15 protein-coding genes are annotated in these 17,284 nt (G+C 33.6%); 10 read left to right on the top strand and 5 right to left on the bottom strand.

Annotated elements, in window-relative coordinates; genetic code table 11:
- Positions 1–543 (top strand): IS3 family transposase (locus tag J6569_RS09990; RefSeq protein WP_296318364.1); only part of this gene is annotated, 543 nt, incomplete at its 5' end.
- Positions 544–609: 66 nt separating this feature from the next.
- Positions 610–804, top strand: coding sequence for a DUF454 family protein (locus tag J6569_RS11305; protein WP_366941268.1), 195 nt, complete (start codon positions 610–612; stop codon positions 802–804).
- Between the two features lie 177 nt (positions 805–981).
- Here the strand turns inward: J6569_RS11305 and J6569_RS09985 are convergent, their stop codons facing one another.
- Positions 982–2,034 (bottom strand): hypothetical protein, encoded by a 1,053-nt coding sequence (locus tag J6569_RS09985; protein ID WP_296318363.1) that lies wholly within the window; start codon positions 2,032–2,034, stop codon positions 982–984.
- 521 nt (positions 2,035–2,555) lie between these two features.
- Between J6569_RS09985 and J6569_RS09980 the strand changes: the two genes are divergently transcribed.
- From J6569_RS09980 to J6569_RS09960, 5 genes are all read left to right on the top strand, one after another.
- Complete coding sequence (locus J6569_RS09980) at positions 2,556–5,327, top strand: flavocytochrome c (RefSeq protein WP_296318362.1); 2,772 nt, start codon at positions 2,556–2,558, stop codon at positions 5,325–5,327.
- 29 nt (positions 5,328–5,356) lie between these two features.
- Positions 5,357–6,322: an FAD:protein FMN transferase gene (locus J6569_RS09975; RefSeq protein WP_085164070.1), complete on the top strand. Its 966-nt coding sequence runs from the start codon at positions 5,357–5,359 to the stop codon at positions 6,320–6,322.
- 254 nt (positions 6,323–6,576) lie between these two features.
- Complete coding sequence (locus tag J6569_RS09970; RefSeq protein WP_174798220.1) at positions 6,577–8,037, top strand: DASS family sodium-coupled anion symporter; 1,461 nt, start codon at positions 6,577–6,579, stop codon at positions 8,035–8,037.
- A gap of 399 nt (positions 8,038–8,436) precedes the next feature.
- Entirely contained in the window at positions 8,437–8,820 is a 384-nt protein-coding gene (locus J6569_RS09965; RefSeq protein WP_034910600.1) for a hypothetical protein, read from the top strand.
- Positions 8,821–9,180: 360 nt separating this feature from the next.
- Positions 9,181–9,513: a multidrug efflux SMR transporter gene (locus J6569_RS09960; RefSeq protein WP_034910602.1), complete on the top strand. Its 333-nt coding sequence runs from the start codon at positions 9,181–9,183 to the stop codon at positions 9,511–9,513.
- Between the two features lie 91 nt (positions 9,514–9,604).
- Here the strand turns inward: J6569_RS09960 and priC are convergent, their stop codons facing one another.
- On the bottom strand, positions 9,605–10,108 hold the full coding sequence (priC, locus tag J6569_RS09955) for a primosomal replication protein PriC (protein WP_065589141.1): 504 nt from the start codon (positions 10,106–10,108) through the stop codon (positions 9,605–9,607).
- A gap of 5 nt (positions 10,109–10,113) precedes the next feature.
- A complete protein-coding gene (yfbV, locus tag J6569_RS09950) occupies positions 10,114–10,578 on the bottom strand; it encodes a terminus macrodomain insulation protein YfbV (RefSeq protein ID WP_167370046.1) in 465 nt (154 codons plus the stop codon).
- A gap of 195 nt (positions 10,579–10,773) precedes the next feature.
- Here yfbV and J6569_RS09945 point away from each other — a divergent pair, with 195 nt between their 5' ends.
- Positions 10,774–11,979, top strand: coding sequence for an acetate kinase (locus J6569_RS09945; protein ID WP_296318361.1), 1,206 nt, complete (start codon positions 10,774–10,776; stop codon positions 11,977–11,979).
- A gap of 66 nt (positions 11,980–12,045) precedes the next feature.
- On the top strand, positions 12,046–14,196 hold the full coding sequence (gene pta, locus J6569_RS09940; protein ID WP_065589138.1) for a phosphate acetyltransferase: 2,151 nt from the start codon (positions 12,046–12,048) through the stop codon (positions 14,194–14,196).
- Positions 14,197–14,419: 223 nt separating this feature from the next.
- Here pta and J6569_RS09935 read toward each other — a convergent pair whose 3' ends face one another.
- Both J6569_RS09935 and J6569_RS09930 read right to left on the bottom strand, forming a co-directional pair.
- Entirely contained in the window at positions 14,420–14,887 is a 468-nt protein-coding gene (locus J6569_RS09935) for a MarR family winged helix-turn-helix transcriptional regulator (RefSeq protein ID WP_065589137.1), read from the bottom strand.
- A 3-nt stretch (positions 14,888–14,890) separates the two neighbouring features.
- Positions 14,891–15,322 (bottom strand): hypothetical protein, encoded by a 432-nt coding sequence (locus tag J6569_RS09930; RefSeq protein WP_085164065.1) that lies wholly within the window; start codon positions 15,320–15,322, stop codon positions 14,891–14,893.
- 258 nt (positions 15,323–15,580) lie between these two features.
- Here J6569_RS09930 and guaA point away from each other — a divergent pair, with 258 nt between their 5' ends.
- Complete coding sequence (gene guaA / locus J6569_RS09925; RefSeq protein WP_065589135.1) at positions 15,581–17,164, top strand: glutamine-hydrolyzing GMP synthase; 1,584 nt, start codon at positions 15,581–15,583, stop codon at positions 17,162–17,164.
- Positions 17,165–17,284 lie beyond the last annotated feature (120 nt).

Genomic DNA, 17,284 nt, shown 5'->3' with positions numbered 1-17,284 from the left:
GTGAATGAAACCGCCACAGAAAATCACCTGCAACGACAATTTGATGTAGGTGATAAAAAACAAATTGTTGTTGCGGATTTAACCTATATTCAAGTTAAGCAACGTTGGAACTATTTATGTGTTTTAGTGAACTTATCCGATAGGCAAATTGTCGGTTACCATGTTGGTCAACATAAAACAGCAGAGCTTGTTATGTCGGCATTAAGCCAAATTAAACAACCATTATCAAAATTAGATTTATTTCATTCAGACCGCGGTAAAGAGTTTGATAATCGGTTATTAGCGGATTGTTTTAAGACATTTAATATCACGCATTCATTAAGCAAGAAAGGATGTCCATATGACAATGCGGTAGCGGAAGCGACATTTAAAACAATTAAAACGGAATTTGTAAAAGGCCAACGTTTCAACTCAACGGCTGAGTTACAACGCGCTTTTTCGGCTTATGCTTATTGGTATAATCATAAACGATTACATTCTTCGTTAGGCTACTTGCCTCCCGTTGAATTTAAAAAACACTTACCCCTTAATTTTTTTGTTTGAAAATGTGTTGCCATTCCACATCGCCATACCTGTATTGAATTGAATACTTAAACCTTTCTAAGTCACATATTAATAATATTTAAAAAATGGCTTTTTATAATTATAGGTAGTACTTTATTTTTATTGGGGACAGTTAGTATTTTCGTGCTGCTCCTACCAACAGTGCTTTTTTATTTATTAACGACCTATTTTTTGAACAATATCTCAGATCGTCTTTATAGCTATTTTACTGATAATCATTACTATCAAACTTATATATAAAAAAGAAAGCAACAAAAATAAATTTGTTTGAAATGTTAGCAATGGCCTTAATTGTATTGTAAATACTTTTTATTTTATTATTTTAGGAAAAATTAAGAATGCAGTAGGGTATATAGGCAGTAAAAAATTACAGGGTAAGTTACCCTGTAACAAATGTGAGCCTAACTGTAAATAATTTTATTTAAGATTTTTCTTAATTTCTATAGCAAGCATTGGGTTCCACATGGCACCCGTAGCACTCATGACCGCATCTGCGCCATTATCGATAAACTGACGATAATGCTCACTAGAACTAACACCACCAACACCAACAATAACAAATTTTAGATCCATTTCTTTTCGATATTTAGCTAATCTACTTACCATATCTAAACCAGCCCAACGAATTGCATCTCCACAGACACCGCCTTCTTTTCTATTTTCCCCTAAGGCAGGATTACCTTTAGCATCAACTGGTTTAGCGGACAGTGTGTTAATTGTACTTAAGCCGTCGATAATAGAACCGACACGAGTCAATAAAGAAACGATCCTTTCATCATCAGGGAAATAGGCTAGTTTTAAAATAAGTGGGCGATCAGGAACAGCTGTTTTAATAGCGTTAACAATTCGTTCGACTTTATCTATATCAAAGCAAAGTAGTTTACTTGCTCCTTCGTTTGGGCAACTTAAATTTGCTTCAAGAATAGGCGCATTGGTTTCTCTAACTAATTTTGCAGCTAAAGCATAATCGTTTTCTATTGCTTCATTGCTTTGCGTCCCCTGAAAACTACCAATTACAGATTGCCCATGACCTGCAGATTTTACTGCATCAGCCATATCTGGTTGCCAAATATCTGGAGAAAAAGAAGGAACCCCAAAAGAGTTGGTAATTGATAGAGGTTGATTGTAAGCAGTATCAGCTAATACTGTATCTAAATTACACGATAATTTACCTTTAGGATGAACTGATAACACATTCGGTAATGGATGGCATTTATGTAGTTTGGTTCGAACTGTTTTATATACGCATAAATCAAATCCATAGGCAAATGCGGCTTTAATGTAGTTTGCATTCAATAAAGGACCTGCCGGTATACCAAATGGTAAATTAACGTCATGGTTTAAAAATTTTGAAGATTTTGTTGGGATTTGCTCAGCTTTATCTAATTGTGTAAAAAGCCCAAATGGTCCTTGAGCATAATTATCTTCGTAGCTTATAGAAGGATTATAAAAAGGTGTTAAAGATTCCATACTATCTCCTGATCATGCATGTTCTTAAAGTGAAGTTGGGTATTAAGTTGTAATAAAAATAAAATGAATAAGGTTTTAGAGCCAAAAAAAATCCTCCATAAGGAGGATTAAGAAATAGGAACAATAGAGAGTAGAAAGATGGGGTAGATTCAGAACTGCTAATTGGAATTAAAGACATTAAGTTATTCTCTATTGTGCAAATTTGTACACATTTTATCTGAATAAAATTAAAGTTCAATATAAAAATCATAAAAATATTTAACTAAATGAAAAGGTTATAGTATTTTTTTCTAGATTTTAAATCATAAATCCGACAATATAATCTCTCTAAAATACCCAAAATAAGCATGATCTTATCCTATTTATCGTGATAATTTTATAATTGCTTAATAACACTAAAAAAATTTCTGTCTAAAAAATGATACTTGTTGTTATTAATGTAGATAATCCATGTGGAGAGTAACTATTGTTAATGTTATCATAATTAAAAAGTTTAAATACTAGTGAGTAGGTATATAAAAATGAAAAATGAACATATTTTTAGTCCGATAACTTTACCTAATGGCGTTGAACTAAAAAATCGTATAATAATGGCCCCAATGACAACTTGTTCAGGTTTTTATGATGGTTCAGTTACTCAAGATCTAATTGAATATTATCGTGTACGATCTGGTGAAATAGGGACAATTATTGTTGAATGTGGATTTGTTGATAATAAAGGATTAGCTTTTCCTGGTGCAATTGGTTTAGATAGTGATGACAAAATTGAAGGATTAGCAAAGATTGCGAAGGCAATCAAAGGAAAAGGCTCCAAAGCAGTAATTCAAGTTTACCATGGAGGGCGAATGGTTGAGCCAAAATTAATTGGTGGACAACCGCCTGTGGGGCCAAGTGCAATAGCAGCACCACGACCTGGTGCAGCAACACCAGTTGCACTAAGCGCTGATGAAGTCGATGAAATGATCGATAAATTTGGCCAAGCAGTGCGACGCGCTATCCAAGCTGGATTTGATGGTGTTGAAATTCATGGTGCCAATACTTACCTTATTCAGCAATTCTATTCACCAAATTCAAATCAACGAGATGATAAGTGGGGGGGAAGTCGTGATAATCGTACTCAATTCCCTTTAGCCGTCTTAGATATCACTCATAGTATGGCAAAACAATATGCATCCCCAGAGTTTATCGTTGGTTATCGCTTTTCTCCAGAAGAATTAGAAATCCCAGGCATTCGTTTTGATGACACAATGTATTTGCTTGAAAAATTGGCCCTAAAAGGGCTTGATTATGTCCATTTCTCAATGGGAACAACGCTTAGATCGTCGATTGTTGATACTCAAGATCCAACTCCATTAATTAAAAAATTTGTTGCGATGCGTTCACCAATTTTATCAAAAATTCCTGTTGTAGGTGTCGGTAATGTTGTTAATCAAAGTGATTTGGATAGTGCCATCGACAATGGCTATGATTTAGTTGCGGTTGGTCGAGCTTGCATTGCTTATCCTGATTGGGTTAGTCGCATAAAGAAAGGTGAAAAACTAGAGCTATTTATCAATAGTGATAAACGTGAAGATCTGAATATCCCAGAACCTCTATGGCATTTTTCTCTCGTTGAAAGTTTAATTCGTGATGTGAATCTTAATATTAAAAAATTCAAACCGGGAAATTATCAAGAAAAAGTTAATGACGAATCTTACAAATTCCTCATTAATGTGGAATTAGCTAAAGACTTTATAAAAGACATGGAATTGGTAAATGCTAAAGAGTTTGATAGTAACGTTCTAGATAATTTTTCGATCATTAAAAATAGAATTATTGATTCAAATAGCCCTCATGTTGATACCATTTCTGGCGCAACAACTCAATGCGAAGCCTTCAAAAAAGCTGTGACCAAAGCAATAGCCAAATCTAACAAAGAAGCGATTCTTGCGGAAGGTGGTGATCCTAATGACCAATCTTTTGATGTTGTGGTTGTTGGTAGTGGTGGTGCAGGGCTTACTGCTGCGATCCAAGCTCATGATCTTGGTGCAAATGTGGTTATTGTTGAACAAATGTCTGTAATTGGCGGTAATACCAATAAAGCTTCAGCTGGTATGAATGCGGCAGAAACCAAATTCCAAAAACTCAAAGGTATTACAGATAGTAAAGAACTCTTTTATAACGAAACGATGACAGGCGGAAAAAATAAAAATAACCCTGATTTATTACATTATTTTGTTGAAAATGCACCAAATGCCATTGATTGGTTAGATGAAAATGGAATTGAATTAAGTGGTATTACAACAACTGGTGGAATGAGTATTGATCGAACTCACCGTCCTGAAAGTGGTGCTGCAGTAGGTGGTTTCTTAATTAGTGGCCTAGTTAAAAACATCAATAAGCGTGGTATTGATGTTATGCTTGATACTGTAGTTACTGAAATTATGACAGAAAATAATAAAGTGGTTGGTGTTAAAGTTTCAGAAGAAGATGGCTCAAATCACGTAATAAAAACAAAAGTAGTTATTATTGCAACTGGTGGGTTTAGTGCCAATACCACAATGGTTGAAAAATATCGACCCGATCTTAAAGGTTTTGTCACCACTAATCACAAAGGCGCTACTGGTTCAGGCATTATGTTATTGGAAAAACTTGGTGCAGGAACCGTTGATATGGGAGAGATTCAAATCCACCCAACGGTTGAACAAACAACATCTTATTTAATATCTGAATCGATTCGAGGTGGAGGCGCAATACTTGTATCACAAAATGGTCAACGATTCGTTAATGAACTTGATACAAGAGATAAAGTTTCAGCTGAGATTATAAAATTACCTGAGCACTATGCTTATATCTTATTTGATCAGCAAGTCCGTAATGAAAACAAAGCAGTGGAAGAATATGTTTCAAATGAACTTGTATCACAAGCAAATACAATTGAGGAATTAGCACAAAAATTATCAATTGATACTAATACATTAACTAAAACTGTAAAGCGTTATAATCAGTTTGCTATTACCAAACAAGACAAGGATTTTGGTCGAACAACAGGTATACGTCATCCAATAGAAAAAGGTCCTTTTTATGCAATAAAGATCGCACCAGGTGTTCACCATACCATGGGGGGAGTGACAATCAACACCCAAACACAAGTCCTAGGTGCTAATAAAAATATCATCCAAGGAGTCTTTGCCGCAGGCGAAGTTGTTGGTGGTGTACATGGTGCTAACCGTATTGGTGGCAATGCTGTTGCTGATATCATTATTTTTGGTAGACAAGCAGGTAAAAAGGCTGCTGATTATATTAAAAATTAAATTATTACAACTAGCTGAGCTTGTTTAATATGGTATGTTCGAGATATGAATATTCTCAAACTTTAATGGGAACAACGGTGTCATTAACGCTTTTAGAGCCAAATGAAGCCGTTGCACACACTGTTTTTCAAATTATAAAAATGCTTGAGGATAAATTGACTGTTAACCGGCTATTTTCAGAAGTTATGTCAATTAATTTAGCTGCGGGTAAACACCCAGTGACAGTGAGTCGACCTATTTTTTCCCTAATTGAACAAGCTCAAAAAGTCAGTCTGTATTTCAATAGTTGCTTTAATTTTGCTATTGGCCCATTAGTTAAGCTTTGGAAGATTGGTTTCCAAGGTTATCAAGTACCATCTGCTGAATTAATAAAACAACAACTATTGTTAATTGATCCTAAAAATGTCGAACTTGATACAAACACACATTCCGTTTTTTTAAAAAAAACTGGAATGGAAATTGATTTAGGTGCAATTGCTAAAGGGTATATTGCTGATATTGTCAAATTGGTTTTACTCGAAAATCAAGTGTATCAAGGTATTATTAACTTAGGTGGAAATGTATTAACTTTAGGTGAGTGTTTAACAGAACAAAGTGGTTATTGGAATATAGGATTAAGAAAACCGTTTTCAATTAGTGATGAGCTGTCTGGCGTTATTAAAGTTAAAAATAAATCAGTTGTCACATCGGGAATTTATGAGCGCTTTTTTATGCAAAATAATAAACTTTATCATCACATATTTAATCCCAAAACAGGCTATCCGTTGGACAACGAACTTGAAAGTGTGACAATAATTTCAGATTCTTCATTAGAAGGCGATATTTATTCGACTGTTTTTTATGGATGGGGGATTGAGAAAAGTAAGGCGTATTTGCGAAAGAATCAAAATTTATCAGCCATATTTTTGCTAAAAAATAAAACTATAGCATTAATAAATCCTGATAACTTTAGTTTTCAAAAAACCGATACTCAATACACTATAAAAATAGATTAATTATTCAATTTGCAATAAATGCGATTTTAGTTAACGATATAATTTTATTATTTTTTATGAATTTTTTTTTGTGTAAATGGCTTAATATATAGGTCTTTTCACAAAAAACATTCAGGTAGATTGTTGATTTTATTTATTTTTTTGGTTATGCAAACATGAGCAATTATAAATAATAGCCAAACAAAGAATAGTATTATTGTAACTGAATTAAATCTTATAAATTAAATAATATTTAAGTTAAAAAGGAAAATATTATGAGCGTAGTAAAGAAACCACCAGTAAAATGGTTGCCACTTATCATTATTGTGGTAATTTCAGCGATATTTTGGTTGTTTGTATCTCCACCTGAAGGTATTAGTCAAGAGGGTTGGCAAACCAGCATCATTTTTGTTGCAACAATTGCCAGTATTGTTGCCGAAATAATGCCAATTGGCGCAATTGGTCTATTAGCAATTACTGTTTTTGCTGTATTGAGACCATCTGGCGCAACAACAGCGACTGAGTCAATAAAAATCTCGTTAAGCGAATTAAATAGTAGTCTTATTTGGTTAATTGTTATTGCCTTTATGATCGCTCGTGGTTTTATCAAAACAGGTTTAAGTAAACGAATAGCCTATTATCTTGTTAAAATTTTGGGTAAAAATACCTTAGGACTTGCTTATGGTTTATCCGTTACTGATATTGCATTGGCACCAGCTATTCCAAGTACAACAGCACGTGCTGGCGGCGTTATTTATCCAATAGCGGAAGCACTAGCAATCAATTTTAAATCCAATCCCAAGGATGAATCAAGAAATCGCATAGGTACTTTTTTAATGCTAACTATTAGCCATGTAAATGATATCACCTCGGCAATGTTTCTAACGGCATTTACAGGAAATTTATTAGCAGCTAAATTAGTTACAACATCATTAAGTATTACATTAGGGTGGGGCCAATGGTTTGTTGCAGCAATTGCGCCATGTTTAGTTTCATTCGTTGTGATACCTTTGGTGATTTACTTTCTGACTAATCCAGAATTAAAAAGAACACCAGAAGCGCCAGAATTAGCGGCTGAAGAATTAAAGAAAATGGGGGTAATTACTGTTAAAGAAATCATTATGGGCGTTACTGTTGTACTTTTGTTAGCGCTCTGGATTTTTGGTAAAAATTTCGGTATTGATTCAACAACTACTGCGTTTATTGGCTTAACTATTTTGATCTTAACTGGTGTATTAAGCTGGGATGATATAAAAGGAGAAAAAGCTGCCTGGGACACATTAATTTGGTTTGCGGCATTACTTATGATGGCGGGGCAAGTTAATAAACTTGGTGTAACAAAATGGTTAGGGGACACAATAGGTGGAGCTGTACAAGGTCATTTAGGTGAAAGCAGTTGGGTATTAGTATTAGTTATTTTGTGTGTTGCCTATGTTTATTTACATTATTTCTTTGCAAGTGGAAATGCTCATATTGCTGCATTATTTCCCGTTTTCCTATCGATCGCTATTGCCTTAGGTGTACCAACTCTAACTGCAATTTTTGCGTTGGTTATTTGTACTAACTACTTTGGATCAATTACACAGTTTGCCAATGCTCGAAATCCACTATTATTTGCCGAAGGTTTTGTACCAGTAAAAACTTGGTGGAAAGTTGGGTTTATTTGTAGTGTTGTAAATCTAATTATCGTATTTACTGTTGGAATTTTATGGTGGAAGATAATAGGTCTGGATTAATTGTTATGTAACTGTAACTATCCTCTAAAATAATACATATTCCACCTTGAATCATTAAAAAAGTTATAGGTACTGTGAATGTTAATCAATGAATTTTATAAGTGATGGTAGTAGAAATTAACGTCATTTCAGAACATTCAATGTAATAAAATGGCTTTAATTGTGAAGTGTTAGATATTGATATTGCGGTCAGCTTACCAATAATTATCCGCTATTTGGATAAGCTGACTAAATATCATGGTCATCTAGTAAAAATATGAGTAGAGAAAAAAGAGACTATTTACTTAGTGAGATAATATTTCCCTTGATATGGCAAGAACAGTTGTGAAATTTGATGCATCAGTACGAATATCAACTCCATTTAATTCATCATTTTTAAATTGAAAATTTGAGGATAACATGCAAATAATTAAAAAATTATGTGATGACCTTAATTTGCCATATGGCGATCGATTTACTCAGGATTGGGCTTATGAGTTACCAGATCAATATAGAACAAAATATTGGTTAAATAAATATATTTTTGCATATTTATATAATGGATATTCTTCAATAGAAAAAAAAGAATTAATGATTTTATCTCTTGATGTTTGTAACGATTTAATTTCTTCGGGATTAAACCCTAATGATAAAGTTATTCAAAAGGTTTTAAATATTCTTTTTAACAATTATAAGAATTATGAGGATTTAATTAATTACTGGGCATTAGATAGTGCACCATTAACAGATTGTTTTACATTAACACCTATAATAAGAAAATTAAAATATCAAAATTATTTATAGAATTACTAAATTTTTTGTGCAGTATAAAATTTATTGGCACTACAAAGCGCCTTATTTTTAGGTATAATAATGGCTATTATATAGAATAGTGGAGTTGGTTTGATATGCATTTTTATTAATAATTAATAATTAATAATTTATTTTTTAAAATGGAAACCTAAGCTATCATAAAGCTTTTCCTTTTCAAGCGTTAATAGCTATCTATCTTTACCTCTTCATCACAATTAATGATATTAAAACAAAGCAAAACTATATTTTTCATCTATCAATGTTTAACAGTTAATTAGATATTGATTGTTATAAGATTTCAACATTAATTTTAGGTAATAGGCTTTTTATTTAACGACTATAGGTATTAAGATGAATTCATATTTATTACTTTTTTTTGCAATTATTTGTGAAGTTGTTGCAACTTCTTCATTAAAACTATCTGATGGATTTACCAATCTTATCTATTCCATCATTACCATTGTGGGCTATAGCGCTTCGTTTTATTTACTCTCATTAGCTCTAAAAACTATTCCCGTAGGTATTGCTTATGCTATCTGGTCTGGAATTGGAATTGTATTAATAAGCTTAATTGCATGGGTTTTTTTAAAACAAACTTTAGATTTTGCAGCTTTAGTTGGTATGGGGTTTATTATGTTTGGTGTTGTGATTATTAATTTATTTTCAAAAGTATCAGGGCATTGATTAATCGTAAATTAACTATAGGATAAATCCAAATAAAACTGTTCAATCAAATGAATGAGATCAGATTAAAATTAGGAAAGTATGAAATTTATTAATTGATATCATTCTCAATTTCAAATTCAATCTTTTTAATTGCTTGTTCACAGCGGTAAATTCGGTTATCAATTGCGGCGATTTTACTTTGATTGATAATTTCGGGCGATAGCTCTAGTTCGTATTTCATATTTTGTAGTCGGCGCAAGTAATCTAGGTGACGCATATGTTTTTGGGCTAAGGTTTCTGCAATAATATTTTGGAACCCTTTTTTGCGTAGGTTTTGGGTTGCTAGTTCACGCGTTAGGGCTGCAATTTGGTTAACTAACTTGTCAGATAAAAAAGTTATTTGTTCAACTTTTTCTAATTTTATGTTAGCAACTAATACTTGATAAGTTTGTTTGATTTTTTCAAGGTAAAACGTTTTATCTGTTACAACTTTATTAGTTTGAAATAGTTGCTCGTCAAAATAAGGTTCTTGAAATAGTTGCTCGTTTGCTAAATTAATTTGCTGTTCTAATTTGTCAATTTGTTTTTGTAGTATAGTGAGTAAATTTGCCATTGTGATTATTCTTTATAATAAGTTGAGCTATCGTTGTCTTGACCGAAATAATCACCTAAATGTAATTTGGCTAGGTTGATAATTTTCATAAATGCTTCAAATGTTAATTTATTGTCATCTAAACTATTTTTTTCGGCAATAATTTTTTTAGCAATTAATTTTATTTTTAATTGGTTATAACAGTCAATTAAATTAAGTGGTAAGGGCGATAGAGCACGTTTTCCTAGCCAAAATATTCCTTGCAAAGGCATGCTTAAGGTGAATAGTATGGTTATTATTGTTACAGCAATTTGTGCCGGCATGAAATACTGCCAAAAGAGTAAGCCAATAATGATAGGAGGCAAGTATTTATTTGCGGTTTTTATGTAGTTAATAATTTTTAATTCAGGAAATGAATGTGTTAATTGTTTGTCTACTGGGCAAAGCTTCATATACCTTTGACCAGCTTTAAATGTGGTTATTAAATTCATATTATTGTGATTCCTCGACATTCACTTCTTATTGTCTTAAAATAGTGCCATTCAAATTGGGGACTCTCTCTATTTTATCTCAAAAAACAAGATATCAGAAGTCACCTTAGCGTAGTCACATTGATTTTAAATCATGTGTTGAGTTACCAATTTTGATTGGTATATGTCTTTATTATTCAATTTATAGGAATTACTATGTCATCAAGTAATAACGCTCTTGTTCTTAATTGCGGAAGTTCATCATTAAAATTTGCCATTATAAACCCTGAAAATGGTGATGAGTTTTTATCTGGTTTAGCTGAATGTTTTCATCTTCCTGATGCTCGTATTAAGTGGAAGCTTGATGGTGTTAAGAACGAAGCTTCTTTAGGCGCTGGTGCAGCACACAGTGAAGCAATTCGTTTTATTGTTAATAGCATCTTTCCACAAAAGCCAGAATTATTAGATAGCATTAAATCGATTGGTCACCGTATTGTTCATGGTGGCGAAAAATATACCCAGTCAGTTGTTATTGATGATTCAGTATTAAAAGGAATTGAAGAAGCATCTGCTTTTGCGCCGTTACATAATCCTGCACATTTAATCGGTATTCGTGAAGCATTTGCTGCGTTCCCACACCTAAAAACTAAAAACGTTGCAGTGTTTGATACTGCATTCCATACAACAATGCCAAAAGAAGCTTATCTATATGCTCTTCCAAACGAACTTTATACTAAACACGGTGTTCGTCGTTATGGTGCGCATGGCACTAGCCATTATTATGTTAGTCGCGAAGCTGCTAAATTATTAAATAAACCAGTTGACCAAACTAATGTTATTACTTGTCATTTAGGTAATGGCGCATCAATTACAGCTGTTAAAAATGGTAAATGTGTTGAAACTTCAATGGGTTTAACTCCGCTTGAAGGCTTGGTGATGGGTACACGTAGTGGTGATATCGATCCAGCGATTATGTTCTTCTTACATGATAACTTAAAAATGTCTGTTGCTGATATTAATAACCTTTTAAACAAAAAATCTGGTTTATTAGGTTTGACTGGTGTGAGCAGTGATTGCCGTTATGTAACCGATAATTACGAAACAGATGAAAACGCTAAAAACGCTTTAGATGTGTTTGTTCATCGCTTAGTAAAATATATCGGCGGCTATGCTATGCTTTTAGATGGTCGTTTAGATGCTATCGTGTTTACTGGAGGTATCGGTGAAAACTCAGAAGAAGTGCGTCGTATGGCATTACAAAAATTAGGTATTCTTGGTTTTGAACTTGATCAAGAACGTAACCTTGCAGCTCGTTTTGGTAAGGGTGGCAAAATTACTAAAGATGGTTCAGCTATTGCGATGGTTATTCCAACCAATGAAGAACTTGTCATTGCTCAAGATGCTGCGCGTCTAACTGCTTAATAAATATTCAAAACCGCCTAAATGGCGGTTTGTTTTTATACAATAAAGATTTAAGAGGTAATAATTATGTCTCGTACAATTATGCTCATCCCAACTGGCACTAATGTCGGGTTAACAGGTGTGAGTCTGGGCGTTATTCGAGCTATGGAGCGTCAAGGTATTAATTTAAATGTGTTTAAACCTGTCGCGCAACCAAGAGCTGGTGGCGATGCGCCAGATAATACCACAACTCTAGTGAGCAACAATACATCAATTCCAACACTAAAACCGCTTAAAATGAGCCATGTTGAAAACCTATTAGGTTTAAATCAACAAGATGTGTTAATGGAAGAAATCGTTGCCCTTTATGCCGAAAATACTAAAGGAGCTGATGTTGTTTTAGTTGAAGGTATTGTGCCAACATCTGATTATCCTTTTGCTAATGAACTTAATAATAATATTGCTAAAACTCTTGGCGCCGAAATTATTTTTGTAGTTAATATGGGCAAAGATACGCCAGAACAACTTAGAGATCGTATTGAAATTGCTCGTTCTAACTTTGGTGGTATTAAAAATGATAAAATCGTCGGTGTGATTGTTAATAAAGTTAATGCGCCAGTTGAAGAGCAAAATCTTGCTCGTCCTGATGTTGCTGAAATTTATCATACCCCTAAATTTGATGATAAGAAAATTACTATCGATGATTTAAATGCACACAGTCCATTGCCTGTTCTTGGTTGTATTCCTTGGAATATTGATCTAAGTGCTTGTCGTGCTATAGATATTGCTAAGCATTTTGATGCAAAAATCATTAACGAAGGTTGTATTAAAAATCGTCGTATTAAACATGTGTCTTTCTGCTCTCGCAGCGTACCAAATATTATTAACCACCTACAACCAAATGCACTTTTAGTGACTTCTGCTGATCGTGCTGATGTGTTAGTTACTATCAGTTTAGCAGCAATGAATGGTGTGGCAATTGGTGGTGTACTCCTAACTGGTGGTTATGAAATCGACGATAAAATCGCAAAATTATGCCAACCAGCATTTGATACTGGTTTACCTGTATTTACGGTTAAAACCAACACTTTCCAGACATCAATTAGTCTACAACAATTTAATTTAGAAATTCCTGCTGACGATAAAGAACGTATGGAAAACACCCAAAATTATGTAGCTGATCATATTGATGCTAAATGGATTAAATCATTAAATGAAGTAGTGAATTCTGCACGTCGCTTGTCTCCTCCTGCATTTCGTTATCAATTAACTGAACTTGCACGTAATGCGAAAAAAGTAGTGGTATTACCAGAAGGTGACGAACCAAGAACAGTTAAAGCAGCTGCAATTTGTGCTGAACGTAACATTGCAAAATGTGTTCTTATTGGTAATCCTGACGAAGTGCGTAAAGTTGCCGCTTCACAAGGCGTGACTTTAGGTCAAGGAGTAGAGATCGTTGATCCTGAAAATATCCGTGAAAAATATGTTCCTCGCCTAGTTGAATTACGTAAAAACAAAGGGATGACTGAAGTTATTGCTCGTGAGCAATTGGCTGATAATGTCGTATTGGGTACCATGATGCTTGAAGCTAATGAAGTTGATGGTTTAGTTTCAGGTGCTGTACATACAACCGCTAATACTATTCGTCCACCGTTACAATTAATTAAAACTGCACCAGGCAGTTCCCTTGTTTCATCGGTGTTCTTTATGTTAATGCCTGATCAAGTATATATTTATGGTGACTGTGCAATTAATCCAGATCCAAACGCACAAGAGTTAGCCGAAATTGCCATTCAGTCAGCTGATACAGCAATCGCCTTTGGTATTGAACCTCGCGTTGCGATGATCTCATACTCAACAGGTAGTTCTGGTCAAGGTGCTGATGTTGAAAAAGTGAAAGAAGCAACTCGCATTGCTCAAGAAAAACGTCCTGATCTAATGATTGACGGCCCATTACAATATGATGCAGCGGTAATGCCTGATGTAGCTAAATCAAAGGCGCCTAATTCACAAGTTGCAGGTAAAGCTACTGTATTTATTTTCCCTGATCTTAATACAGGTAATACTACATATAAAGCAGTACAACGTTCAGCTGATCTTGTTTCGATTGGTCCTATGCTACAAGGAATGCGTAAACCTGTGAATGATTTGTCTCGTGGTGCATTAGTTGACGATATTGTCTACACTATTGCATTAACCGCAATTCAATCAGCACAAGAACAAAATGCTACAAAATAAGTTTAGCAAAACGTTTTAACGATTGATAAAAGGTGATGCAATATCACCTTTTTTAATTAAATTTAACCAAGTAATGAGTTTTAAAAGCTCGAGTTATAAAGATTCAGTTTTAAAGTATTTTGTTCTAGAAATTTGAGACAAGGTCTCCAAAAACTTATTTTAAGTCAAGTCCAAGCATTCAACGCTGATAAAAACAATAAATAATAAAAATTTATAAATGATTTTATCCCTTCATGTTGGTTTTTAATAGTGTTAATAACATTTCCATAAATTGTTCTTTATCACCTTGTAATGTTGAAAAAAAATCTTTATCTATTTGTTCAACTAAAGGTACAGTTTCATTTGCTTTATTCAATCCTTTTTGTGTTAATTGAATGGATTTTGCTCGACTATCTTTAATTGAGCAAGAGCGTTTTATATAATCCTTTTTTTCTAAATTCTCTAATATTTGGGAAATTGTCATCACATCGATATTTGTTTTATTTGATAAAATAATTTGTGTTATTTCATCTAGTCGCTGTGATAGATAAGCAAGCGTTGCAAGCACTATAAATTGAGGATGAGTGATAGACTGTTTTTTCAAGCAATTTTTGATATTCGTATGCCAGGACGAATAAGTTTTCATAAAAATAAAACCAATAGATTCAGAATCAGTTTGGAATTGAGTCAAAAACTTATTGTCCTTTGTCATAATTTACCCTTCAACTAAACCATTTAATTTGTAAGTTTTATCTATAATATCATCTGAAATCTGTTTTATAAAATCATAGGATGCTTTAGTATCCATTTTTGGATCCGGTTTTAGAGAAATTTCTGATTTTAATGCATATTGATTATGCGATATTTCAATAATTTGATGTGAGAAAAACAGTAAACCTATTTCAGGCATATCAAATTGCTCTGTAAATTCTTGCTTATCAATAATCTTTGATAAAGTCACTTCCATTTCCGGTATATTTTGTAATTTGAAAATACCTTTAGACCCTGTTTTTAAGTCACCAAATATACGAAAGTCTTCAAGATCAGTTTCCCATAATTTTCTTAAATTAAGATCAGTATAGTATTGCCAAATTTGAGTTGGCTTAGCTTTGGTTGGTAATATGAAAGAAATTGAAATGGTATTCATAGCGTCTCCTTTTGATAAGTTAACTTATTATAAGCTTACTTATTAATTAGGTAAAGAGAATTTAATTTTTTTGATTTGTTGACCTATTACAAGGTTAATTTGATGACCATGATATTGAATTCTGTAATAAGATGATTTCAAAATTATTAATAATATAAAATATTTATAATTGTTTTTAATTAATGCTCTCAATTTAATTGGTAAATGGTACAATATCAGCCTGATTTTGTATTAGTTCATAGTTTAGGAATAAAATTGATGAAAAAAGACATCCACCAACAGCGCATATTAATCCTCGATTTTGGTTCACAAGTTACTCAATTAATTGCTCGACGTATTCGTGAAATTGGTGTGTACTGTGAACTTTGGCCGTGGGATGTATCAGAAGAGAAAATCAAACAATTTAATCCTAAAGGTATTATTTTATCAGGTGGTCCTGAAAGTACCACCGATGATAATAGTCCTCGTGCTCCCGAGTATGTTTTTAATGCTGGCGTACCTGTTTTGGGTATTTGTTATGGCATGCAGACTATGGCAATTCAAGTTGGTAAAGGCGGTCAAGTCACTGGCTCTAACCAACGTGAATTTGGTTATGCTAAAGTGGATCTTATTGGATCGTCAAAATTAACTGATGGTATTTTGGATAGTACAAGCGAACAAGGCATTAATCAACTTGATGTCTGGATGAGCCACGGTGACAAAGTAACAACCTTGCCTGATTGTTTTACACTAATTGGTCGTACTGAAACTTGTCCATTTGCTATTATGGCTAATGACGAAAAACAATTTTATGGTGTTCAATTCCACCCAGAAGTGACTCACACTGTTAAAGGTTTCGAGTTATTGCAACGTTTTGTGATTGATATCTGTCACTGCGAAAAACTTTGGACACCATCTTCAATTATTACCGATGCTATTGCTCGAATTAAAGAACAGGTTGGCAATGACAAAGTATTACTTGGCTTATCAGGAGGGGTTGATTCTTCTGTTACAGCATTGTTATTACACCAAGCTATCGGAGATCAATTAACTTGTGTATTTGTTGATCATGGTTTGTTACGTTTGAACGAAGCTCAACAAGTTATGGATATGTTTGGTAATAAATTTGGCTTAAATATCATAGCTGTAAATGCTGAAGATCGCTTTTTAGCTGCACTAAAAGGTGAAGCAGATCCTGAAGCAAAACGTAAAATTATCGGGCGTGAATTTGTTGCTGTATTTGATGAAGAGGCGGCAAAATTAAAAGATGTAAAATGGTTAGCTCAAGGTACTATCTATCCAGATGTTATTGAATCGGCTGCTGCTGATACTGGCAAAGCCCATGTAATTAAATCACATCATAATGTAGGCGGATTACCAGAAGATATGAAAATGGGCTTAGTTGAGCCACTGCGCGAATTATTTAAAGATGAAGTCCGTAAAGTGGGTTTAGAACTTGGATTACCTTATGACATGCTTTACCGTCATCCATTTCCTGGTCCAGGTCTTGGCGTGCGTGTACTTGGTGAGGTTAAAAAAGAGTATTGCGACTTGTTACGTCAAGCTGATGCTATTTTTATTGAAGAACTTTATAAAGCTAATCTATACCACAAAGTAAGTCAAGCCTTTACTGTGTTCTTACCTGTTCGTTCAGTAGGTGTAATGGGGGATGGTCGTAAATATGATTGGGTTGTATCCTTGCGTGCAGTTGAAACCATCGATTTTATGACGGCTCATTGGGCTCAGTTACCTTATGATTTCCTAGGACGAGTTTCAAATCGAATTATCAACGAAGTTAATGGTATTTCTCGTGTCGTATATGATATAAGCGGAAAACCGCCAGCGACTATTGAATGGGAATAATTGTATTTAATTGTAGTAGCTCAAACTTAATCTGACAGACACATATTACTCATCGGCTTTCATTTTAACAAAATGCGTGTCCGATGAGCAAAATAAATTCTCCAATTGCTTTTCCTTAAC

Origin of the sequence: Gilliamella sp. (genome assembly GCF_024104075.1) — a bacterium.
Lineage (GTDB): Bacteria > Pseudomonadota > Gammaproteobacteria > Enterobacterales > Orbaceae > Gilliamella > Gilliamella bombi.
This window is presented reverse-complemented; position numbering and strand designations above follow the sequence as displayed.